Source organism: Pseudomonas sp. NBRC 111139 (genome assembly GCF_001753955.1).
GTDB lineage: Bacteria > Pseudomonadota > Gammaproteobacteria > Pseudomonadales > Pseudomonadaceae > Aquipseudomonas > Aquipseudomonas alloputida.
In genome coordinates this window covers 1-22,029 of record NZ_BCBP01000074.1, presented here as the reverse complement: position 1 = coordinate 22,029, position 22,029 = coordinate 1, and the positions used below count along the sequence as shown (strand labels likewise).

Genomic DNA, 22,029 nt, shown 5'->3' with positions numbered 1-22,029 from the left:
CCCATGTGGGAGCAACTGTCTTGCTCAATTTCTGAAAGCTGGCGCGATCCGTGTGGGAGCGGCCTTGCGTCGCGAATGGGCCGCAAAGCGGCCCCAAAACCTCAAGGCTTGCGCTTGCGCGGCCCACCATTGAAGCTCGGCACCTTGCGTACAGCCTTCACCGCCGGTTCCGCACTGCCGGCTTCACTGCTGTCCATCCAGCGCCCCAGCCCGCGCTTGGCGCTGTTTTCTTTCGGCTTCTTGGGTTTCTTCGGTTTCTTGATAACCTGCCCACTGGCATCGGTCATCGGCACCCGGTGCTCGGGGATGAAATCCGGCTCTTCATGACGCGGCAGGGTTTGCCGGGTCAGCACCTCGATAGCCGCCAGCAGTTGCACTTCATCCGCACACACCAGCGAAATCGCCTCGCCCTTGTTGCCCGCCCGCCCGGTACGCCCGATGCGGTGCACGTAGTCTTCGGCAACGATCGGCAGGTCAAGGTTGACGACCAGCGGCAAGTCATCGATATCCAGGCCACGGGCCGCCACATCGGTCGCCACCAGCACTTGCACCTCACGGGCCTTGAAGCTGTCCAGCGCACGCTGGCGGGTCGCCTGTGGGCGGTCACCGTGGATGCCGTCGGCATTCACGCCTTCGGCCAGCAAGCGCTCCACCAGCTGATCGACGCCATTGCGGGTCTTGGCGAACACCAGCACCTGCTTCCAGCGCTGCTTGCGCAGCAGGTGGCAGAACAGGTCGGCCTTACGCTTCTTGTCCACAGGCACCAGCCACTGCTTGACGCTGGTGGCCGTGGCGTTGCGCGGGCTCACTTCGATACTGAGCGGGTCATTCAGCGCCAGCCCCGCCAGCATGCGAATCTGATCGGAGAAGGTGGCGGAAAACAGCAGCGTCTGGCGCTTGCGCGGCAGTGCCGCATACACCGACTGCAGCTCTTCGGCAAAGCCCAGGTCAAGCATGCGGTCGGCTTCATCCAGCACCAGGGTCTGCACCTGGTTGAACTTCACGGCGTTCTGCCGGAACAGGTCGAGCAAGCGGCCAGGGGTAGCCACCAGCAGGTCGACACCCCGGCGCAGGCGCATCATCTGTGGGTTGATACTGACCCCGCCATACACCGCGTAAGTACTCAGCGGCAGGTTCTCGGCGTATTCGCGCACGTTGTTGTGCACCTGCTCGGCCAGCTCGCGAGTGGGTACCAGCACCAAGGCGCGGATCGAGTTGCTGGCCACCTTCTCGCCCTCCAGCGCCAGGCGCTGCAGCACAGGCAGGGCAAAGCCTGCGGTCTTGCCGGTACCGGTCTGGGCTGCGGCCATCAGGTCGCGGCCGGCCAGCACGGCGGGGATGGCTTTGGCCTGCACCGGGGTCGGGGTGGTGTAGTCCAGTTGCTGCAGCGTGCGCAGCAGCGGTTCGATCAGGCCGAGTTTGGCGAAATTCATGGCAATACCGTCAGGGGGTTCAGCGAAGGCGGCAAGTTTACCGCATCGCCCCTGCCTACTTGCAGATTTCACCTTTCAACGGTTGCACAGGTTCAGGCGCCTTGCGCCACTGCGGCAGGCCGATCAGCACCACCGCGCCGATGATCACTGCCATCGCCACACACTCTTCAGCGCCAATCTGCTCACCGGCAAAGACGATCCCCAGCAGCACCGCCACCGCCGGGTTGACGTAGGCGTAGCTGGTGGCCGCTGCCGGGCGCACGTGCTTGAGCAGGTACATGTAGGCACTGAACGCCAGGATCGAACCGAAGAACACCAGGTAGGCCAGCGCCCCCCAGCCAGCGGCGGTCGGCAGCTGTGTCATGCGTTCGCCCGATAGCACACTGCCCAGCAACAGCACCGCACCCCCGACCAGCATTTCCGCTGCGCTGGCCATCGGCCCCTGGGGCAGCGGCAAGGTCTTGCTCCACACCGAGCCGAACGCCCAGGACGCTGCCGCGAAGATGATCAGCGCCGCACCTATCGGGCTTGCCTGCAGGTTGGAGCCCAGGTTCAGCAGGCCGATGCCCACCAGCCCAAGGGCTATCCCCGCCCATTCCAGCTTCGAATTGCGGTGCCCGAACAACAGGCCGAACAGCAAGGTGAACAGCGGCACCGTCGCCACCGCCAAAGCCGCCACGCCCGAAGCCACGCCGGCATGCTCGGCCACGGTCACCCCGCCGTTGCCACAGCTGAGCAACAAGAAACCGATCGCCCCTGCCGCCCGCCATTGTGGCCAGGTAGGTGCCGGCACGCCGCGCCAACGCAGGAAGCCGTACAGCAGGCCACCGGCGATCAGGAAGCGCACACCGGCCATGAGCATCGGAGGCCAGCTCTCGACGCCGATGCGAATGAACAGGTAAGTAGAACCCCAGACCAGATACAGGGCCAGGAAGGCGCCAATCAGCAGCAGCGGGAAACGACGGGAGGCAGGCATGGGGAAAACTCGAAATCCGTTTACGGGTGCCTCAGTTTAACGGCCTGCCTGGGTGAAGGGACGTTACAGAACGGGTGCAAATGAGCGGCACAATTCTGGTGCGTTCGACGTAGGCGACACTCCCCCAGACGTTCACTGGCTAATCCCTGCAGTACTTGGCCAGCGCTTCGCGCACTTTCGCAGCCGGGGTCTTCTGCAGCCGGCAAAGCAGCTCGTGCGACAGTTGCTGAACCCCGTGGTCCTGGTGCAACACACCCGCCAGATGCTGCAGCAGGTTGGCGGCCATTTCGGCATCGGCCATGGCCCGGTGCGCGGTCCCCGTGTCTGGCAACCCAGCCCAGCGTGTCAAAGTGCCCAGCTTGTGGTTCGGCGCGGCGGGCAGCAGGCGCCGTGACAGCAACAGGGAACACGCGAAGGGCTGGCTGCGGCTGCGGCCAATACGGCTCAGCTCGTAATCCCAGAACTTCTGGTCGAAAGCAGCGTTGTGCGCCAACAATGGGGTGCCACCGACGAACTCGGCCACCTCGTTCATCACTTTCTCCACCGGCGGCGCACTGCGCAGCATGGCGGTGGTGATGCCGGTCAGCCCTGCGACGAAAGCCGGCACCGGCACGCCTGCATTCATCAGACTCTGGTAGCGCTCGACAATGCGCCCACCCTCGAGCATTACCACCGCCACCTCGGTGGCACGGCAGCCGGTACCGGGGGAAATGCCGGTGGTTTCAAAGTCGATGACAGCGATACGTTCCATGAAAAGACCTTAGTGTTTGAGCAACAGCGCGCCTTCGATGGGCACGTAGCGGGTGGCAGCACGGATCAGTGACAACGCCGTCAGCCCCGGCACGCCATACACCACCGCTTCGGCGCCATGGCGCTGGATTACCCGCTCCAGCAGCAGGTCGAAGTCACCGTCACCGGAGGCCAGCACCACTTGGTCGACCCGGCTGGCCGCGTCGATCACATCCAGGGTAATGCCCACATCCCAGTCACCTTTGGCCGAGCCATCGCTGCGCTGGATGAACGGTTTGAGGCGCACCTCGAAACCGAGGTTGCGCAAGATCTGCTGGAACTGCTGTTGTTTGCTGTCGCCACGGTCGATGGCATAGGCCACCGCCTCGACGATCTGGCCTTCGCGGCTGACATCGGCCCACAGGGCGGTGTAGTTGAAATGGCAGCCGTGGGCCTGGCGCACGGTGTAGTAGAGGTTCTGCACATCGGCGAACAGCGCGATCTTTTTCACCTGGGAACCTCATTTTTGGCCTGGAGTGCTGGGGGGCTGCTGCGCAGACCTTCGCGGACACGCCCGCTCCCACAGGTATCGCGCGTACACCTGTGGGAGCGGGCGTGCCCGCGAAGGGGCGCAAAGCGCCCCCGGAAATGCCAGCAGTATGCCAGACCTGTCAGACGTAAGAATCGTCGTCCGAGAAGAACCCACCGTCATCGCTGCCAAAACCACCGTCGGCGTATCCGCCCTGGTCACTGCCCCAGCCACCGTTGTCAGCCACTTGCTGCTGCCCGCCCTGGTCGTTCCAGCCGCCACTGTCGCTGGCTGGCGCCGGCTCTTCCTTGATGACCTCGACCACTTCTTCCGGTTGCGAGTTGTGGTTGAACAGGCTGCTGATACCCTGCGCCAGCAGCACACCACCGGCCACACCGGCGGCGGTCTGCATAGCCCCGCCAAGGAAGCTGCTGGCCCCGCTGCGCGCAGGCGCGGCGCCATAGCCAGGCTGCGGCGCCTGAGGTTGGCCAAAACCAGGGGCCGACGGCTCGCGCCAGCCACCACCGGACGCTACAGGGGGCGCCGAAGGGCGCTGTGGCTGCACCGCCGGCGCTGCGTTGCGCCCACCCGAACCAAAGATGCTGGACAAGAAACCACCCCCGCCATTGCTCGGCGCACTGCTGGTGGCTTGTGCCGCCTGAGCCTGGGCACGGGCCTGCTGCAGCTCGGCTTCCAGCTGCTTGTTCTGTTCGTCGAGGCGCTTGATTGCGGCCTCCTGCACCAAAATCGCCTGGGCCATGTAGTAAGGCGCCGCCGGTTGCTGACGCACGTGCTGCTCGATGCACGCCTGGGCTTGCGCGTCACGCGGCTGGCTCGGGTCTTCGGCTTGCTTGAGGCGGCCGAACAGGCCGTCAATCAGGGTTTGTTCTTCAGTGTTCATGGGGCGACCTCGTGGGGTAGCGGGACATCGGACAGCGTCAAAGATGGGGCGTACAGGCGCGGGATTCAATCACTGCTGCGGTGAAACTTTTTTCAGCAAGTGACAGCCCCAGGCCTGCTTTGGGCTAAAGTTAGGCCCCTGTTTTTACTGCCATGCGATGTTGACTGATGAATCCGCTGAGCGTTTTGCGCGACTCCTTGTACTTCTTCCGCCGTCACCTGCCAAACATCCTGCAGCTGTGCCTGCCGCTGGTGGTGGTGGAAGCCCTGGTCACCCAATTGCTGTACCGGCAGCTGGGCGACCAGGCATCACCGGCCTACGGCATGCTGGTCAGCCTGTTGTTCTACCCGCTGTACAGCGCAGCCCTGATCCTGTACCTGGACACGCGCAGCAACGGCCAGGAAATCGCCAAGCGCGACCTGTTCGCCCGCGCCCTGCAGCTGTGGCCGCAACTGGCCCTGCTGATCCTGATCAGCTCGCTACTGATCATGGCCGGCCTTGCGCTGTTCATCTTCCCGGGGGTGTGGATCATGATCAACCTGGTGTTCGCCGAGTACCTGCTGGTGCTGCGCGGCCGGCCGGTGGTACAGGCGATGCGCGACAGCGCAAGCATGACCACCGGGCATTTCATGCGCATCATGGTCTGCGTGGTAGGCGTGCTGGCGCCGATCTGGCTGATCGACGGGCTGCTGCTGATGGCCTTCCCCGAGCCATCACCCGGGATGGAACTGGCCATGGACAGCCTCAGCGGCTTCCTGCAACTGTTCAGCACCGTGGTGCTGTATCGCCTGTTCATGTTGCTGGAAGGCGAAGCCAGCACCTGAGGCCACCGGGGAATGTTTTCGGCCTGCCGGTCTGCCCAGCCTTGGCGCCAGAGTGCACATCCTCAATGCTGTTCTAGGAGTGCACCATGAACGAAACCATTCAGGCCAGGTACGCCAGGTCTTTTCGCGGCAAGCTGTACATGCGCGCCGTCGACCGGGACATCCCACTACGCCTCAGCCGCAGTTCAGACAAGTTCAGCTGGGGCATTACCCCAGAGGATGACTGGTTGCAGGCGGGGGGAAGGCAGGACTCGCCGGTGATGGACTTTCATTACCACTCGCGGACCAACGATCGCCTGCACTACCGCATCAGCATGCCTGGGCGCCCGGAGACCAAGAAACTAGGGGTCAGCCGCAATGGTTATCTGGGCTTTTACTGGCATGCAGACGTTAGCGAATACTGGAAAATCGAGCCGCTGGCGCTGACAGATGAAGGCCTTGTCTGCCATCTGCGCGACCAGCGGGGCTACAGGGTCGGCGCCCTCACGGATACGCCGCACAGGAGTGGGGAGTGGGTAGCCTTGCTCAACGTCGAGGAAGGCGAAGTGATCACTTTCCTATTGAGGCAAGCAGATCAAGCTTCACTGGCGGGTGCAATACGATGAATGGCACGACCACTGATACGTCGTGCCCAGCACATGATTTTTTCGGCCTGCCGCACTCGGTGTTGTGCATCAGCGCCCTCTCGGCTTGGCCCGCGCCGTAGCCTCGGCCACCAGAGGGTCGTCCGGCCAGTAATGCTTCGGATAGCGCCCTTTCAGGTCTTTCTTCACCTCGGCATAGGTCGTGCGCCAGAAGCTGGCCAGGTCCTGGGTCACCTGCACCGGCCGACGTGCCGGTGACAGCAGGTGCAGCTTGACCTGCTGCCGGCCGTTGGCGATGCGCGGGGTATCGGCAAGGCCGAACAGTTCTTGCAGACGCACGGCGAGAATCGGCGGGGTTTCGCTGTAATCCAGGCGGATGTTCGAGCCGGACGGCACGGCCAGATGCGCCGGGGCCTGTTCTTCCAGGCGTTGCGGCAGCGGCCAGGGCAGCAGGTTGCGCAGCATCGACGGCAAGTCCAGCGCGGCAAAGTGGCTGAGGCGCGATACTTTGCTCAGGTAAGGCTGTAACCAGTCTTCCAGGCTGGCCAGCAGGGCTTCGTCCCCCAGGTCAGGCCATTCGCTGTGGCCATCCTTCTGCAGGTCGAGCTGACGCAACAGCGCCACACGTGCCTGCCATTGCCGCAGTTCCGGCGTCCAGGTCAGCAGGTTCAAACCTTTGCGCCGGACCAGGCCAAGCAGCGCTCGGGCCCGGGCTTCATCATCCAGCCCGGGCAGCGGCTCGCGGCTGAGGACCAGTTCGCCAACCTTCACCTGGCGCTCGGCGCGCAACACCTGCTCGCGCTCGTCCCAATCAAGGATATCGACCCGCTCGACCTGTTCGGCCAGCACACCCTCGAGCAACGCCGGATCGAATTCGGCGGCCAGATAGATCCGCTCCTCACGCTGCCCCTGGCGGCTACCCAGGTCGGCGATCACCAGCCATGGGCACTTCATCAATGCATCGACTTCGCCAAACAGGGCCGCACGGCCGTTGGCGAGCCGATACTCCGCCCCGCCCGCCCGGCGCTGCTGGGCGACCCGGTCAGGGTAGGCCAGCGCCAACAGGGCGCCCAGCCAGCGCGGGTGGTCCGGGTCGGCAACCGGTGCACCGACCTTGCCACGCAACAGGCCACGGTATTGCCGGGACAGCTGACGAGCACGCTGCACACCCCCCTGGCCGCCACGCGCAGCCTTGCTCTCACCGCTGACCAGCGCAAGCCGGCTGTGCAAGTCGGCACCACCGCCACGCTGGATGTCCCGCTCCCCCAGCAGTGCAGCCACATCGCAGGCCATCTGTGCCAGGCCCAGGTCCTGACCCCGCAGCAACAAGTGCGCGATGCGTGGGTGAGCCGGCAGTTCGGCCATGGCCTGGCCATGTTCGCTGAGGGTGTCGCGGCTGCCCGGCCGGAAGGCGCTGAGTCGCGCCAACAGGTCCTGGGCCTGGGCGAACGCTGCAGCCGGTGGCTGATCGAGCCAGCGCAACTGCTCGGGGGTTACACCCCAGCGCGCCAGCTGCAGGGCCAGCCCGGCCAGGTCGGCCTGGAGAATCTCGGCACTGCCATGGGCGGCCAGCTGGTCATGCTGGGCCTCGGACCAAAGGCGGTAGCACACGCCGGGCTCCAGGCGGCCGGCACGCCCAGCGCGCTGGGTGGCACTGGCGCGGGAAATGCGCTGGGTGTCCAGGCGGGTCATGCCGCTGCCGGGGTCGAAGCGCGGCACCCGGGCCAGGCCTGCGTCGATCACCACGCGCACGCCATCGATGGTCAGGCTGGTCTCAGCGATGTTGGTGGCCAGCACCACCTTGCGCAGGCCCTTGGCCGGCGGGTCGATAGCGGCGCGCTGGGCATTGAGGTCGAGTTCGCCATGCAGCGGGCACAGCAGAATATCGGGTCGCGCCCCCAGGGCGTCCTGAAGGCTTTGGTGAACCCGGCGGATCTCGGCTTGCCCAGGCAGGAACACCAGCACGCTGCCGGCCTGGTCAGCCAGCGCATGCAACACGCTGTCCACCACCCGTGGCTCGATGAACTCGCCTGGCTGGAACGGCCGCCCCCAGCGGATATCCACCGGATGCATGCGCCCTTCGCTGCTAACCACCGGGGCGTCGTCCAACAGCCGCGACAGGCGCTCACCTTCCAGCGTCGCCGACATCAGCAGAATCTTCAGGGGCGGGTCGTCACGCAGCAACTCGCGGCCGTTAAGGCTCAGCGCAAGCGCGAGATCGGCATCCAGGCTGCGTTCGTGATATTCGTCGAAAATCAGCAGGCCCACCCCTTCCAGCGCCGGGTCGGCTTGCAGGCGGCGTGTGAGGATGCCTTCGGTCACCACTTCAATACGGGTTTTCGGGCCGACCTTGCTGTCCAGACGGATGCGGTAACCCACCGTTTCCCCAACCTGCTCGCCCAGCTCACTGGCCAGCCGTTCGGCCGCTGCCCGCGCAGCCAGGCGCCGTGGCTCGAGCATGAGGATGCTCTGCCCGGCCAGCCACGGTTCGTGCAGCAGCGCCAGTGGCACGCGGGTGGTCTTGCCAGCGCCAGGCGGCGCTTCAAGCACCACTTCGTCACGGTTTTCCAGAGCCTGGCGCAGGGCGGGCAAGGCAGCATCAATGGGTAATGAAATCATGGTGGTCCTCGAACAGTCTCGCGAGTATAACGGCGAACCCAGCCTGCTCTATCATGGTCTTAGCATCAGGCGCAGGCGCTTCGCTTGCCCTGCTGAACACTTTTCGGAGATTTACATGCGTATCTCGACCCGCGTCATCGGTGGCGCCCTCATCGCCACCCTGCTGACCCAACTGACGGCCTGCGGCACCATTTTCTACCCGGACCGGCGCGGCCAAATCGGCGGCAAGATCGACCCTGTGGTTGCCGCCATGGATGCCATTGGCATCCTGTTCTATGTAATCCCGGGGCTGATTGCCTTCGGTATCGACTTTGCCACCGGCGCCATCTACTACCCAGGTGGCCGCACTGCCCAGGTTGACCCGGCCAAACTGCAAGAAGCCGTCAGCCCGGATGGCAAGGTCGACAACCTGAAGCTGCAAGCCATTCTGGAAAGCGAACTGGGCCAGCGCCTGCCGCTGAACGACCCACGGCTGATCCAGCACCGCGGCAGCATCGAACAACTGGCCAGTATGGGCCTGGTTCCGGCAGCCTGAGCCACACGGACACTGACCACGGATGATCACTACTCCGGCTGAACACCAGCGCCTGCTCCGCCTGGCCACGCGCGCGTCATTGGCGGTGGCCAGCATCTTGGTGCTGAGCAAGGCGCTGGCCTGGTGGCTGAGCGGTTCGGTGAGCCTGCTGGCCGGGCTGACTGACTCGGCACTGGACGCAGTGGCCTCGTTCCTCAACCTGCTGGCGGTGCACTACGCCCTGCGCCCGGCAGACGACGATCACCGGTTCGGCCATGGCAAGGCCGAGGCCTTGGCCGGTATGGCGCAGGCGCTGTTCATCGGTGGCAGTGCGGTGCTGATCGGGGTGCAGGCGGTCGAGCGCCTGTCCACCCCGCAACCGCTGGGTGATACCTCAATCGGAATCGCGGTGATGCTGCTGTCGCTGGTGCTGACGGTCGCCCTGCTGGCGCTGCAGTACAAGGTCATCCGGCTCACCGGCTCTACTGCGGTACGGGCAGATTCCCTGCACTACCGTTCTGACTTGTTGCTCAACGGCAGCATTCTGCTGGCCCTGTTGCTGGCGCGTTTTGGCTGGCCGCAGCTGGATGCGCTGTTCGGCCTTGGCATCGCCTTTTACATCCTCTGGAGCGCGCTGCAAATTGCCCGCGAAAGTACGGCGATCCTGATGGACAAAGCGTTACCCGGCGACGTTGGCGAGGACATGGCCGCGCTGGTGCTGGCCGTTGCAGGCGTGAAAGGCGTGCATGACCTGCGCACGCGCGTGTCGGGCAACCAGTGGTTTGTGCAACTGCACCTGGAGCTGCCGGGGCAACTGCCGCTGCATGAGGCGCACAGCTTGTGCGTGGAGGCCTCGCGGGTGATCCGCCAGCGTTACCCACAGGCGGACGTGATGGTGCACGCCGACCCGGTATGAGGTAATTAATCCCTACCCCTGCAGGGTTCAGTTGATGCTGTAACCCCGACCACTGAAACAGGCCCCCAGCGCACGCTGGTAGTGGCTGAGCACAGTGGCCGCCGGTGCGTACGTCGCCGTCGCCGGGTCGAAGCCTGACTGGCTCACCGCCCAGCGATGGCACTGGTAGCGGTCCTGCTCCTGCTGCTCCTGACCCTGGCCATACATCGGATAGGCCACCACGTCATACCCACCATTTGCCGGGGCCACCGGCACGGGCGACGGCACGCCGACCGGCGGATTGACCACCACATATTCCTGGCTGTCTGCCAGGTACTGGTAATAGGTATCGGCCACCAGAAAGAACAGCGCGCCCCCCAACCACACTTCCCGCGCATACGGCGGCAGGTAATTGACCCGCACGCCGTACGGCGGGGTCACCACGATGTAACTGCCCCCGTGCGGGCGGTACCAGTAACCCCCCGAGTAGAAATAATCAGCCCCCCGGTAGGGTACTTTCCAGTAGCGGTCAGAAAAATGGTCCACCGTGTGCCCCGGGCGATACTGCGGCCCAGGCCCCCAGCCATTGCCGTGGCCATCCGGGCGCCCGTGCCAGTCGCCACCGGGCCGTTGCCCCGGGCCACCGGTTTGCCAGTGGTGATCTTCACCGTGGCGGCGGGGGATGTCCTGGTAATACCCCTGGCGCGGCGTTTGGGTCTGGCGCACTTCGTCGCGCGAGTTGAGCGAGCGCCCCGGTCCACCCTCACCTTGCACCTGCTGGCCACGTTCACCGTGCCCCTCGCCGGGCCCTTCAGCCAAGGCCCCAAGGCTGATGCTCAAACCCAGTAAACCAACACCTGCCAACTGCCAGATGCGCGACGTCATGGTGTTCCTCTCGGTAGAAAAAACTGCAACCAACGCCAGTCTACCGTGCCCACCACACAGGCCAATTAAAATTCCCGACATGAAAAAAGGGAGGCCACAGGGCCTCCCTTCAGGAATTGTCGTCCGTGCTCGGCACTTGTGGCGCCGGCTCACCTCACACCGTCTTCTGGAAGGTGTGTAGCCCGGGGGCCTGCAGATCCTGTTGGATGGCTGGCCGCAACCGCCCGCCTAGGGCGCGTCGCCGTGGACTGATGTCCGGGCAGTGATTCTGGTGATAAAGATACCGGACGGGTTGCGACAGAGGATTGCGAAGATTGCTCAGATAAATAGCACTTGCGCAATTTTTCACCCTGGATTGATAATTCGCAGCAATCCGAACAGAAAAGGCAAATGCCATGAGCAAACTTGACCGCTACGACCTGAGCATCCTCGCCGAATTGCAGCGCGATGCGCGCATTTCCAACCAGGAATTGGCCGAACGCATCGGCCTGTCGCCATCGCCATGCTCGCGTCGGGTCAAGCAACTGGAGGATGACGGCTACATTTCGCGCCAGGTGGCCCTGCTCGACCGCAAGAAGCTGGGCCTGAGCCTGACCGCCTATGTATTGATAGGCATGGACCGCCACACCCCGGAACGCTTTGAAACATTCGAGGCCGCCATCCGCAACCTGCCACAGGTGCTCGAATGCAGCCTGGTCACCGGCATGGATGCCGACTATCAGTTGAAAGTGGTGGTGCCGGACATGGACCACTACCAGAAACTGCTTCTAGGCAGCCTGACGCGTATCGAAGGCGTCACCAGCGTGCGATCGAGCTTCGTGCTCAACCAGGTGTTGGCCAGCACCGAGCTGCCATTGACCCACCTGCGTTAAATGCTCACGCCAGCCGGCGTATAATCGGACGTTCAACCCGCCTGGAGAACATCGATGGATCCCGCCGTATTCGAAGAATGGATGATGATCATCCTGGTCACCGTGTTGATCGGGTTCATGGGCTTCATCGTCTGGGACCTGGCGAAAAAGTCCAAGGCAGGCAAGTTCGGCACGCTGATCCTGTTCTTCGTGCTGGGCCTGGGAGTGCTGGCCTTCATCATCAAAAGCGTGGTGGTGGGGTTTCTGGAAGGCGTATAAAACATTTCAGGGCCATTCGCGGGCGTGCCCGCTCCCCCAAGATTTGGCGCTGCCCTCAAGTACTGCGCCGTCCCTGTGGGAGCGGGCGTGCCCGCGAACAGGCCCCTGACCTGAACTAAAGCTTGGCAGGGACCTCCCGCCAGCAACCCTGCTCCAGCCCATCCAGCGCCCAGTCACCAATGCGCACGCGCACCAGGCGCAAGGTCGGCAGCCCCACCGCCGCCGTCATACGCCGCACCTGGCGGTTACGCCCTTCGCGAATCACCAGCTCCAGCCAGCTGGTCGGCACACTTTTGCGAAACCGTACCGGCGGGTTGCGCGGCCACAGTTCAGGTTCTTCCAGGCGCCGCGCCTCAGCCGGCAAGGTCGGCCCATCATTCAGCGCCACACCATCGCGCAAACGCTGCAACTGCTCGTCACTCGGTTCGCCTTCTACCTGGACCCAGTAGGTCTTGGCCAGCTTGTGCTTCGGGTCGGCAATCCGCGCCTGCAACCCGCCATCGTTGGTCAACAACAGCAAGCCTTCACTGTCACGGTCCAGCCGCCCGGCCGGGTACACGCCCGGAATGTCGATAAAGTCCTTGAGCGTCGCGCGCCCTTCACCGTCGCTGAACTGGGTCAGCACGTCGAACGGTTTGTTGAACAGGATCAGGCGAGGCTCGGCAGGTGGTGCCTTGGCCTGGCGACGCGGGCCGGCGGCAGGCCGCGCCTGGGGGCGGCGCGGCTTGTTACGGGGTGGCAGTGACATGGATCCTCAGCGGAACGGCGGCTCATCGAAGCTGCGCAGTTTACGCGAGTGCAGCGAGTTCAGCTCGGTGCGCAGCAAGTCGAGGGCAGCAATGCCGATCTTCAGGTGCTGGCTGACCGCTCGGTTGTAGAAGGCGTTGGCCGAACCTGGCAGTTTGATCTCGCTGTGCAGCGGCTTGTCGGACACACACAGCAAGGTGCCGTAAGGCACGCGCAAACGGTAGCCCTGGGCAGCAATGGTGCCGCTTTCCATGTCCACCGCCACGGCACGCGACAGGTTGATCAGCGGGCGTTCCTGGGCCCAGCGCAACTCCCAGTTGCGGTCGTCGTAGGTCAGCACGGTGCCGGTGCGCAGGCGCTTTTTCAACTGCTCGCCACGCTCGCCAGTGACCTGTGCGGCAGCCTCCTGCAAGGCCATCTGCACTTCGGCCAGGGCCGGGATCGGGATATTCGGCGGCACGACCCGGTCGAGAATGCCGTCACGGCGCATATAGGCGTGTGCCAGCACGTAGTCGCCGATGGTCTGCGACTGCCGCAGGCCGCCGCAGTGGCCGATCATCAGCCAGCAATGCGGGCGCAGCACGGCCAGGTGATCGGTGATGTTCTTGGCGTTGGACGGGCCGACACCAATGTTGACCAAGGTAACGCCATTGCCGTCGGCGGCGATCAGGTGGTAGGCCGGCATCTGGAAGCGGTGCCAGACCACGCTGGCCACCAGAGCCTGGGTTTCGCCATGGTCCATGCCCTTTTCGATCACGACGTTGCCCGGCAGCACCATACGCACGAAGCGCGAGTCGTCACGCAGCTGTTCCAGGCCATGGCTGATGAACTGGTCGACATAGCGGTGGTAGTTGGTCAGCAGGATCCACGGCTGTACATGGCGCCAGTCGCTGCCGGTGTAGTGCACCAGGCGGCGCAGCGAGAAGTCGACCCGCGCGGCATCGAACAATGCCAGTGGCATGATTTCAGCATGGTCCCAGTCGTACAGGCCATCAGCGATGTTGTCGGTGGCCGCCGACAGGTCGGTGCTGGGGAACACCCGCGCCAACTGCGCAGCGGTAATGCCGCTGCCAGCCAATTCGTCGCCCTGGTCGACCACATAGGGATAAGGGATGTTCTGCTCGCTGACGCCGACTTCTACCGTAACGGTGTAGTCATGCATCAGCGGGCGCAGTTGCTCCAGCAGGTAGCCACGGAATGCAGCGGGCTGGGTGACGGTGACGCTGTAGGTGCCGGCAACCTGGACCTTGGCATAAGCGCGGGTGGTGGCGGCGACTTCGCCATGGCTGTAGTAGGTCAGGCGCAGTGCCGGGTAGCGGAACAGGTCGCGCTCATCGGTATCGGGCTCGGTACGGTCCTTCAGGTAACGCTTCAGGGCCTGACTCAGGGCACCTGTGGCCTGTTCATGCAAGGCCGCCAGACGGTCGACGGCCTGTTCGGGGGTATCAACGACTACAAAAGCGTGGCTCACACTGTGCTTCCTGTCTGGACATGCATGTGATCCATCTTGCCTGCCTTCTTGGTTAAATACACCCCCATTGATCGGTGTTGGGTGCATTCGCGGGCAAGCCCACTGCTACAGCGGCCAGACAGGCGTAGCCCTGGTTACCAATGCCATCACATCCACACCTCGCGGCAGCGCCCCGTACACCCGGCCACCACCGGCCAAGCGGCTGCCGATAAACGCATCACTGACCTCCGTATTCCCCGCCTCCAGCAGCAGCTTGGCCTGCAACGCCAGGGCAATATCCTCGGTCAGTTGCCGCGCGCGGTACTGCATGTCACCGGTGTCGGCAAACGCCCCCTTGAGGTTGCCGATATGCGCTGCCAGGCGCGGGTCGCCATGCCCGTCACCCAGCTCGACAAACAGTGCATCGAGTACGCCCGGCTCCTTGGACAAGGCCCGCAGCACATCCAGGCACTGCACGTTGCCCGAGCCCTCCCAGGTCGAGTTGACCGGTGCCTCGCGGTACAGCCGTGGCAGAATGCTGTCTTCCACATAACCCGCGCCACCCAGGCATTCGGCGGCCTCGTTGATCATGGCCGGCGCACGTTTGCAGATCCAGTACTTGCCCACCGCCGTGACCAGCCGGGCGAAATGCGCCTGTTGCGGGTCGTCCAGTTGCTCCAGCGCCTGGCCCATGCGCAAGCTCAGGGCAAGCGCAGCCTCGCTTTCCAGGGCCAGGTCGGCCAGCACGTTCTGCATCAGAGGTTGCTCATTGAGCACCCGCCCGCCGACCTTGCGATGCGCGCAATGGTGGGCCGCCTGCGTCAACGCCTGGCGCATCAGTGCGCTGGAGCCGACCATGCAGTCGAACCGGGTCATGGCGACCATCTCGATGATGGTCGGCACGCCGCGTCCCTCTTCGCCAATCATCCATGCCAGCGCACCGCGGAACTCCACCTCGCTGGAGGCGTTGGAGCTGTTGCCCAGCTTGTTCTTCAGGCGCTGGATATAGAACTGGTTGCGGTTGTCATCGGGGCGGTGGCGCGGCAGGAGGAAGCAGCTCAGGCCTTTTTCGGTTTGCGCCAAGGTCAGAAAAGCGTCGCACATCGGCGCCGAGCAGAACCACTTGTGGCCAACCAGCTCATAAGCCTGCCCCGGGCCTGGCGCACCGACCGGATAGGCCCGGGTAGTGTTGGCGCGCACATCGGTGCCGCCCTGCTTTTCGGTCATGGCCATGCCCAGGGTGACCCCGGCCTTGTGCCGGTCGCCAATGTTGCGCGGGTCATATTCGCAGGCAAGGACCTTCGGCAGCCAGTATTCAGCCAGCTCAGGCTGCAGGCGCAATGCCGGCACGGCGGCAAAGGTCATGGTCAGCGGGCAACCGGTGCCGGCCTCGGCCTGGCTGTGCAGGTAGGTCATCGACGCCCGTGCAACATGGGCGCCAGCACGGGGTTCGGCCCATGGCAAAGAAGGCAGGCCATGTTCGACGGCGGTACGCATCAGCTCATGGTAGGCCGGGTGGAACTCGACCAGGTCGATGCGATGGCCATAGCGGTCGTGGCTGCTGAACTCGGGTTTGTGCGCGTTGGCCAGGAAGCCTGCCTGCATCAGCGGGCCGCCGGCCAGGGCACCATAGGCGTCGATCCGCGACTCGGCCCAGCCCGCGCCAAAACGCCTTGACCATTCTTGCAATGGCAGGTCGAGGCGGTACAGGTTGGCACCGTCGAGCGGCGGCGGCTGGTTGGTGACTTCGTGGGTTTCAGCGTACTGGTGCAGGCTCATCGGGGGGCTCCTGGATCCGGGTAGGCTTGAGAGACCCAGTGAAGCACTGCTTGCGGGGTAGTCAAAGGGGTATTAATGACTAAACGTGTGGTTGCAGGCGCGCGCGCGCGCGTAGGAGCGGGTTTACCCGCGAATACGGTGGCGGCGGCAACGGTGAACGGCGGGTGGATATCGGCCAGCAGACCCGGCCCTTTCGCGGGTGAACCCGCTCCTACAGCGAGCGCCTCACCTGCAGCAGGTTCGGGCTCATCTGCACCTGCGAAATCGCTACATTCAAACTCAACTCGAAGCGGCTGCCCAACCCGCGCGTCGACTCATGCGCCAATCTGGCCCCCAGCAACTCTCCCATCTGCCGGCAAATCGACAACCCAATCCCCAAACCGCCATAACGCCGGGTCATCGAACCGTCGACCTGGAAGAACCGCTGGTACAGGGTCGACTGCTCCAGATCATCGAAACCGATACCGCTGTCGCTGACGGTAAAGGTCAACGCCAGATCATCCGGCCCCACCCGGCGGCCGCGCACCTGGATCATCACACCGCCCTGATGAGTGAACTTCAAACCGTTGTCCACCAGGCAACCCAGGCAGTGCGCCAGTTTCTGCCCGTCACCGAGCAACCCGTCCGGCAGGTCGGCCGGAATATCCAGGCTCAGGTACAAGCCTTTGCCCAGCGCCTGCCCGGCATAACCGGCGCGCAAGCCCTGCAACAGGGCGCGCAGGCTGAACGGTGCCGGCTGCGCCCGCAGGCGGCCGGCCTGCAATTCGGACAGGGTAAGAATGGCATCGACCATATCCATCATGCCTTGGGCAGACCCCACTGCCGTGTGATGGTACTGAGCCATTTCAGCCCCCATCGGCAGGGTGTGCATCAGCTCGAGCGAACCAATCACCCCATTCATCGGGGTGCGCAGTTCATGCGTCACGCTGGCCAGGAACTCGTCCTTCAGGCGATTGCTCCTGGCCAGTTGCAGGTTCAGTTGCTCCAGCGTACGCCCAGTGTCGCGCAAGGTCTGTGCCTGCTGCTCGCGCAGGCTGTTGATGCGGTCGGCCAGCGCCAGCGACAGCAAAGCCACTTCCAAGGCCGAACCGAGCTGACTGGCATACATGGTGATGAACACGTTCGGCAGGTAGCCCAGCACCATCAAGGTGTTGACCAGTCCGCCAAGCAGGAACGCCGTCCAGGCGATGATGAACCAGCGCGCCACTCGCAAGCCGCGCCACCAGGCATACAGGCCGGCGCTGAAGACGCTTATGGTGAACAGCAGCGCCAGCAGCGTGGCCATGCGCAGCGCAATACCGTAAGGCATGCTCACCGCCAGTACCATGACCAGCGCGCCACCCAGCATCAGCAGTTGCAACAGGCGGTCGAAGCCACGGTTGATGCTGCCCAATTGCAGGAAGTGCCGGGCGAACTGGCAACCGAACAGGCCGGCTGCACCGATGAACAAAGGCGTGGAGGCATTCGCCCACCAAGGGCTGTCTGGCCAGAAATAGGCTACACCGGCGCCGTTCACCGAGACCTGGTAAAGGCCGAACGAAGCGATGTAAAGGATGTAATAGAGGTAGCTGACGTCACGCACGCTGAGGTAGATGAACAGGTTGTACACCAGCATCACCAGCAACACGCCGTAGATCATCCCCAGCACATACAGGCGCGTGGGCTGCTCTTCCAGATAGGCTTCAGGGGACCATAGTGCCAGCGGCGCCTGCACCGAACCCTGGCTTTGCAGCCGCAGGTACGCGGTGGTCACCTTGCCAGGTGGCAGTTGCAGTTCGAACAAGTAGTTGTTCTGCCGGATCTGCCGGCTGTCGTAGGGCAAGGCATCGCCCGTGCGCTGCGCCAGGCGGTACAAGCCGCTGCTGTCAGGCAAATACAGTTCGAGGTGATCCAGTGGCGGATAGGCCAGCTCCAGCAGCCATTGCCGCGGGGCAGCGCTGGGCGCGGCAACGGGGCGCAGCTCGACCTTGAGCCAGAACACCGAGGTGGAGTAACCGGCGTTCAGCACATCCTCACGGTGGGGCTGAAAGTATTTGGCAAACCCGGGGGCACTGACCTGAGCGATGCTGGCATTGCCATCGGGGTCTTCATAAACCTGCATGGCCTTGCCCAGTGGGAGATGCCGGGTAGCGACGTCGAAATCGACCGCTCCGGCCAGCACGGGCAGCAAACCCATAAGCACAATCAGCAAATAGCGCATACAGCCCCAGCATGGCCTGCCCGGTCGCGTCGCGGTAGCCTCCCATCCGTTTGAGACGACGTGATCCTGCAGCACCCGTTTGTCGAGTTATCCGAGCACTCTAGCATAGCCTCACAACCTGGCAATCGGCCACATAAAAACACAAAGAAAAGGCTCTAAATCAATGCTTTCAATAGAAAATCAAACAACAACCTGACCGAACGATCAGTAAAACTCGTTTGTCGGACGATCCGCCCAAACAGGTTTGGTGGTAAGCTCGCCGACCATGAATACCTACAGCTCCCGCCCCGTTGTCCTCTGTCTCTCCGGCCACGACCCCAGTGGCGGCGCCGGCTTGCAGGCAGATATCGAAGCCCTGATCGCCCAAGGCTGCCACGCTGCACCTGCAGTGACCGCCCTGACCGTGCAGGATACCGTCAACGTTTCCGACTTCCGCGTGCTCGACCGCGAGTGGGTGCTGGCCCAGGCCAACGCCGTGCTGGCCGACTCCACGGTGGCCGCCGTCAAGTTGGGCATGCTCGGCTCGATCGAGATGGTCGACACCGTCGCCGAACTGCTGGCCGCCCACCCCCACCTGCCGCTGGTCTGCGACCCGGTGCTGCGTGCCGGTGGCGGTGGCCGCCTGGGCAAGGACGAAGTGGGCTATGCCCTGCGCGAACGCCTGCTGCCGCTGGCGACCATCGCCACGCCGAACCTGCCCGAAGCACGCATCCTCGCCGAACTGCCCGAAGGCAGCGCTGACGAATGTGCCGAGAAACTGTTGCCGTTCTGTAGACACCTGCTGATTACCGGCGGTCACGGCGACGAAGACGAAATCCACAACCGCCTGTACACCCAGGACGGCCAGCACTTCACCTGGACTTGCCAGCGCCTGCCAGGCAGCTACCACGGCTCGGGCTGCACCCTGGCCAGCGCCCTGGCCGGCCGCCTGGCGCTCGGCGAGCAGCTGGAAAGCGCCGTGCGCACCGCCCTGGACTACACCTGGCGCACCCTGCGTGACGCCGAGCAACTGGGCAAGGGCCAATACGTGCCGCGCCGCCTGCCCCTGGACTTCTGCTCCTGATACGAGGCCTTCAATGAAGCTACGCGGTCTGTACGCCATCACCGACAGCCAGCTGCTCGCCGGCCGTTTCCTGTCCCATGTCGAGGCGGCCCTGGAAGGCGGCGTGTGCCTGCTGCAGTACCGCGACAAGAGCGACGATGCAGCGCGCCGCCTGCGTGAAGCCGAAGGGCTGATGAAGCTCTGCGAGCGTTACGGCACCCAGTTGCTGATCAACGATGACGCCGAACTGGCCGCCCGCCTGGGTGTCGGCGTGCACCTGGGCCAGACCGACGGCCCGCTGACCCCGGCCCGCGCACTGCTCGGCCGTCAGGCAATCATCGGCTCCACCTGCCACGCCAGCCTCGAACTGGCCGCCCAGGCTGCCAGCGAAGGCGCCAGCTACGTGGCCTTTGGCCGCTTTTTCAATTCTGTCACCAAGCCGGGCGCGCCCGCTGCCAATGTCGGCCTGCTTGAGCAGGCCCGCGCCCAGGTGAAACTGCCGATCGCCGTGATCGGCGGCATCACCCTCGACAACGCCGCCCCGCTGGTCGCCCACGGCGCCGACCTGCTGGCGGTGATCCACGGCTTGTTCGGTGCCGACAGCGCGCAGGAAGTCACCCGCCGCGCCCGCGCCTTCAACGCCTTGTTCGCATCCTGATTCGAGAGATACTTCCATGTCCCGTTCCGAAGCCCTGTTCGCCCAAGCCCAGAAGCACATCCCTGGCGGTGTCAACTCGCCAGTCCGCGCTTTCAAGAGCGTTGGCGGCACGCCGCTGTTCTTCAAGCATGCCGAAGGCGCCTATGTCGTTGACGAGGACGACAAACGCTACGTCGACTACGTCGGCTCCTGGGGCCCGATGATTCTCGGCCACGGCCACCCGGACGTGCTGGACTCGGTACGCAAGCAGCTGGAGCACGGCCTGTCCTACGGCGCGCCGACCGCCATGGAAACCGAGATGGCCGACCTGGTCTGCTCGATCGTACCGTCGATGGAAATGGTGCGCATGGTCAGCTCGGGCACTGAAGCCACCATGAGTGCCATCCGACTGGCACGTGGCTACACTGGCCGTGATGCCATCATCAAGTTCGAAGGCTGCTACCACGGCCACTCCGACAGCCTGCTGGTAAAAGCCGGCTCCGGCTTGCTGACCCAAGGCGTGCCAAGTTCGGCAGGCGTGCCAGCGGACTTCGCCAAGCACACCCTGACCCTGCCGTTCAACGACATCGCCGCCGTCGAGAAGACCCTGGCCGAAGTTGGCCAGACCGTGGCCTGCATCATCGTGGAGCCAGTGGCCGGCAACATGAACTGCGTACCACCGGCACCGGGTTTCCTCGAGGGCCTGCGCGAGCAATGCGACAAGCATGGCGTGGTGCTGATCTTCGACGAAGTGATGACCGGTTTCCGCGTCTCGCTCGGCGGCGCCCAGGGCCATTACGGCATCAAGCCGGACCTGTCGACCTTCGGCAAGATCGTCGGTGGCGGCATGCCGGTCGGCTGTTTCGGCGGCAAGCGTGAAATCATGGGCTGCATCGCCCCGCTCGGCCCGGTCTACCAGGCCGGCACCCTGTCGGGCAATCCGCTGGCCATGGCCGCCGGCCTGACCACCCTCAAGCTGATCAGCCGCCCAGGCTTTCACGCCGAGCTGACCGACTACACCAGCCGCATGCTTGACGGCCTGCAGCAACGCGCCGATGCCGCTGGCGTGCCATTCGTCACCACCCAGGCCGGTGCCATGTTCGGCCTGTACTTCAGCGGCGCCGACGATATCGTCACCTTCGAAGACGTGATGGCCAGCGATGCCGAGCGCTTCAAGCGCTTCTTCCACCTGATGCTCGACGGTGGCGTGTACCTGGCACCGAGCGCATTCGAGGCGGGCTTCACCTCCATCGCCCATGGCGACAAGGAGCTGCAGATCACCCTGGATGCGGCTGAGAAAGCCTTTGCTGCCCTGAAGTGATGGCCAGCCTGTACCGGCCTCTTCGCGAGCAAACCCACGCCTACACTCATGAAAGCGACGCCCCCTTGTAGGCGCGGGCTCACCCGCGAAGAGGCCGGTACAGGCAATAATTACGCACGCACAATCAGCTGACTTCCCCAACCAAGCAGAAATTCGAGTAAAACTTTGTAAGGTTGGCGCTGCTTATCCCATAATGTGCCACCAGAGACATTGGCCGCAGCTTTGCAGAGGTAAGTCGATCCCCATGAACCGCACCGGCCGCGCCCTGACCCTGGGCTGCCTGTTGCTTCTTCAGCCCCTGCTGGCCCTGGCGGAGGGCGGTAACTCGTTGCTGATTCCGGCGACGGGCCGCTGCACCTTGAACGTTCAGCCTGAAGACCTGACAAACGCCCTCAAGGCCTGCGAGCAGACGGCGACTGCGGGGGATGCCCAGGCGCAGTTCGAACTGGGCGAGTATTACTACACGCAAACGCCAAAAAACCTGGGCAAAGCCCTGGACTGGTTCCAGAAGGCATCGCTGCAAGGCCAAGCCGACGCCCAATACCGTCTGGGTGCCATGTTCTTCCATGGCGAAGGGGTCAAGGCCAACAACGTGCAGGCCTACATCCTGCTGAAAATGGCTGCGGTCAATGGCGCCGAAGATGCGCTGGACATGGCCGACGAAGTGACCGAGCAAATGCCCCGTGACGAACTGGAGCATGCCACCCAGGTGCTCGGCCAGATTTTCCGCAAGTACCTGCTCGAACTGCAGAACGCCGAAGGGCGCACGCCGTTCTCGCCGCTTCCCTGAAGGTCACTTTTCCGGCATTGGCATCGGGAACGGCATCACATTGC

Annotated in this window: 21 protein-coding genes; 10 read left to right on the top strand and 11 right to left on the bottom strand. The window is 64.0% G+C overall.

Going from position 1 to position 22,029, the window contains the following annotated elements; all coding sequences use genetic code 11:
• Positions 1 to 101 precede the first annotated feature (101 nt).
• The 5 genes from BJQ17_RS25065 to BJQ17_RS25045 form a co-directional block, all read right to left on the bottom strand.
• On the bottom strand, positions 102 to 1,433 hold the full coding sequence (locus BJQ17_RS25065; RefSeq protein WP_003249817.1) for a DEAD/DEAH box helicase: 1,332 nt from the start codon (positions 1,431 to 1,433) through the stop codon (positions 102 to 104).
• 55 nt (positions 1,434 to 1,488) lie between these two features.
• Positions 1,489 to 2,409, bottom strand: coding sequence for a drug/metabolite exporter YedA (gene yedA / locus BJQ17_RS25060; RefSeq protein ID WP_004576856.1), 921 nt, complete (start codon positions 2,407 to 2,409; stop codon positions 1,489 to 1,491).
• A gap of 139 nt (positions 2,410 to 2,548) precedes the next feature.
• Complete coding sequence (locus tag BJQ17_RS25055; protein WP_070096800.1) at positions 2,549 to 3,160, bottom strand: PolC-type DNA polymerase III; 612 nt, start codon at positions 3,158 to 3,160, stop codon at positions 2,549 to 2,551.
• Between the two features lie 9 nt (positions 3,161 to 3,169).
• Positions 3,170 to 3,649 (bottom strand): NYN domain-containing protein, encoded by a 480-nt coding sequence (locus tag BJQ17_RS25050; protein ID WP_003249810.1) that lies wholly within the window; start codon positions 3,647 to 3,649, stop codon positions 3,170 to 3,172.
• A 160-nt stretch (positions 3,650 to 3,809) separates the two neighbouring features.
• Positions 3,810 to 4,568: a DUF2076 domain-containing protein gene (locus BJQ17_RS25045; RefSeq protein WP_003249808.1), complete on the bottom strand. Its 759-nt coding sequence runs from the start codon at positions 4,566 to 4,568 to the stop codon at positions 3,810 to 3,812.
• 167 nt (positions 4,569 to 4,735) lie between these two features.
• On the opposite strand from BJQ17_RS25045, the gene BJQ17_RS25040 reads away from it, so the two are divergent.
• Together BJQ17_RS25040 and BJQ17_RS25035 are read left to right on the top strand one after the other, a co-directional pair.
• A complete protein-coding gene (locus BJQ17_RS25040) occupies positions 4,736 to 5,392 on the top strand; it encodes a YciC family protein (protein ID WP_003249806.1) in 657 nt (218 codons plus the stop codon).
• Positions 5,393 to 5,478: 86 nt separating this feature from the next.
• The gene (locus BJQ17_RS25035; RefSeq protein WP_003249804.1) at positions 5,479 to 5,997 is read left to right on the top strand and encodes a hypothetical protein; all 519 of its coding nucleotides are present in this window, start codon (positions 5,479 to 5,481) and stop codon (positions 5,995 to 5,997) included.
• Positions 5,998 to 6,066: 69 nt separating this feature from the next.
• On the opposite strand, the gene hrpB is transcribed toward BJQ17_RS25035, so the two are convergent.
• Positions 6,067 to 8,595 carry an ATP-dependent helicase HrpB gene (gene hrpB / locus BJQ17_RS25030; RefSeq protein ID WP_070096799.1) on the bottom strand — a complete coding sequence of 843 codons (2,529 nt, stop codon included), beginning with the start codon at positions 8,593 to 8,595 and terminating at the stop codon, positions 6,067 to 6,069.
• Positions 8,596 to 8,710: 115 nt separating this feature from the next.
• On the opposite strand from hrpB, the gene BJQ17_RS25025 reads away from it, so the two are divergent.
• Positions 8,711 to 9,130, top strand: a complete 420-nt coding sequence (locus BJQ17_RS25025) for a hypothetical protein (RefSeq protein ID WP_003249801.1) — start codon at positions 8,711 to 8,713, stop codon at positions 9,128 to 9,130.
• A 22-nt stretch (positions 9,131 to 9,152) separates the two neighbouring features.
• Positions 9,153 to 10,025 carry a cation diffusion facilitator family transporter gene (locus BJQ17_RS25020; protein WP_003249799.1) on the top strand — a complete coding sequence of 291 codons (873 nt, stop codon included), beginning with the start codon at positions 9,153 to 9,155 and terminating at the stop codon, positions 10,023 to 10,025.
• 27 nt (positions 10,026 to 10,052) lie between these two features.
• Here BJQ17_RS25020 and BJQ17_RS25015 read toward each other — a convergent pair whose 3' ends face one another.
• Entirely contained in the window at positions 10,053 to 10,889 is an 837-nt protein-coding gene (locus BJQ17_RS25015) for a DUF6515 family protein (protein ID WP_070096798.1), read from the bottom strand.
• Between the two features lie 395 nt (positions 10,890 to 11,284).
• On the opposite strand from BJQ17_RS25015, the gene BJQ17_RS25010 reads away from it, so the two are divergent.
• A complete protein-coding gene (locus tag BJQ17_RS25010; protein WP_003249795.1) occupies positions 11,285 to 11,761 on the top strand; it encodes an Lrp/AsnC family transcriptional regulator in 477 nt (158 codons plus the stop codon).
• Positions 11,762 to 11,815: 54 nt separating this feature from the next.
• Positions 11,816 to 12,019: a DUF2788 domain-containing protein gene (locus BJQ17_RS25005; protein WP_003249787.1), complete on the top strand. Its 204-nt coding sequence runs from the start codon at positions 11,816 to 11,818 to the stop codon at positions 12,017 to 12,019.
• Between the two features lie 115 nt (positions 12,020 to 12,134).
• On the opposite strand, the gene BJQ17_RS25000 is transcribed toward BJQ17_RS25005, so the two are convergent.
• The 4 genes from BJQ17_RS25000 to BJQ17_RS24985 form a co-directional block, all read right to left on the bottom strand.
• Positions 12,135 to 12,767, bottom strand: coding sequence for a pseudouridine synthase (locus BJQ17_RS25000; protein ID WP_003249785.1), 633 nt, complete (start codon positions 12,765 to 12,767; stop codon positions 12,135 to 12,137).
• Positions 12,768 to 12,773: 6 nt separating this feature from the next.
• Positions 12,774 to 14,237, bottom strand: a complete 1,464-nt coding sequence (gene amn, locus BJQ17_RS24995; RefSeq protein ID WP_003249782.1) for an AMP nucleosidase — start codon at positions 14,235 to 14,237, stop codon at positions 12,774 to 12,776.
• Between the two features lie 105 nt (positions 14,238 to 14,342).
• The gene (locus tag BJQ17_RS24990; protein ID WP_047604691.1) at positions 14,343 to 15,995 is read right to left on the bottom strand and encodes an acyl-CoA dehydrogenase family protein; all 1,653 of its coding nucleotides are present in this window, start codon (positions 15,993 to 15,995) and stop codon (positions 14,343 to 14,345) included.
• 211 nt (positions 15,996 to 16,206) lie between these two features.
• Entirely contained in the window at positions 16,207 to 18,195 is a 1,989-nt protein-coding gene (locus tag BJQ17_RS24985) for a hybrid sensor histidine kinase/response regulator (RefSeq protein ID WP_014861641.1), read from the bottom strand.
• A gap of 265 nt (positions 18,196 to 18,460) precedes the next feature.
• On the opposite strand from BJQ17_RS24985, the gene BJQ17_RS24980 reads away from it, so the two are divergent.
• From BJQ17_RS24980 to BJQ17_RS24965, 4 genes are all read left to right on the top strand, one after another.
• The gene (locus tag BJQ17_RS24980; RefSeq protein ID WP_003249777.1) at positions 18,461 to 19,258 is read left to right on the top strand and encodes a hydroxymethylpyrimidine/phosphomethylpyrimidine kinase; all 798 of its coding nucleotides are present in this window, start codon (positions 18,461 to 18,463) and stop codon (positions 19,256 to 19,258) included.
• 13 nt (positions 19,259 to 19,271) lie between these two features.
• On the top strand, positions 19,272 to 19,895 hold the full coding sequence (gene thiE, locus BJQ17_RS24975) for a thiamine phosphate synthase (protein WP_004576913.1): 624 nt from the start codon (positions 19,272 to 19,274) through the stop codon (positions 19,893 to 19,895).
• A gap of 16 nt (positions 19,896 to 19,911) precedes the next feature.
• Positions 19,912 to 21,195 carry a glutamate-1-semialdehyde 2,1-aminomutase gene (gene hemL / locus BJQ17_RS24970; protein ID WP_003249773.1) on the top strand — a complete coding sequence of 428 codons (1,284 nt, stop codon included), beginning with the start codon at positions 19,912 to 19,914 and terminating at the stop codon, positions 21,193 to 21,195.
• A gap of 244 nt (positions 21,196 to 21,439) precedes the next feature.
• Positions 21,440 to 21,985 carry a tetratricopeptide repeat protein gene (locus BJQ17_RS24965; protein WP_003249771.1) on the top strand — a complete coding sequence of 182 codons (546 nt, stop codon included), beginning with the start codon at positions 21,440 to 21,442 and terminating at the stop codon, positions 21,983 to 21,985.
• Positions 21,986 to 22,029 lie beyond the last annotated feature (44 nt).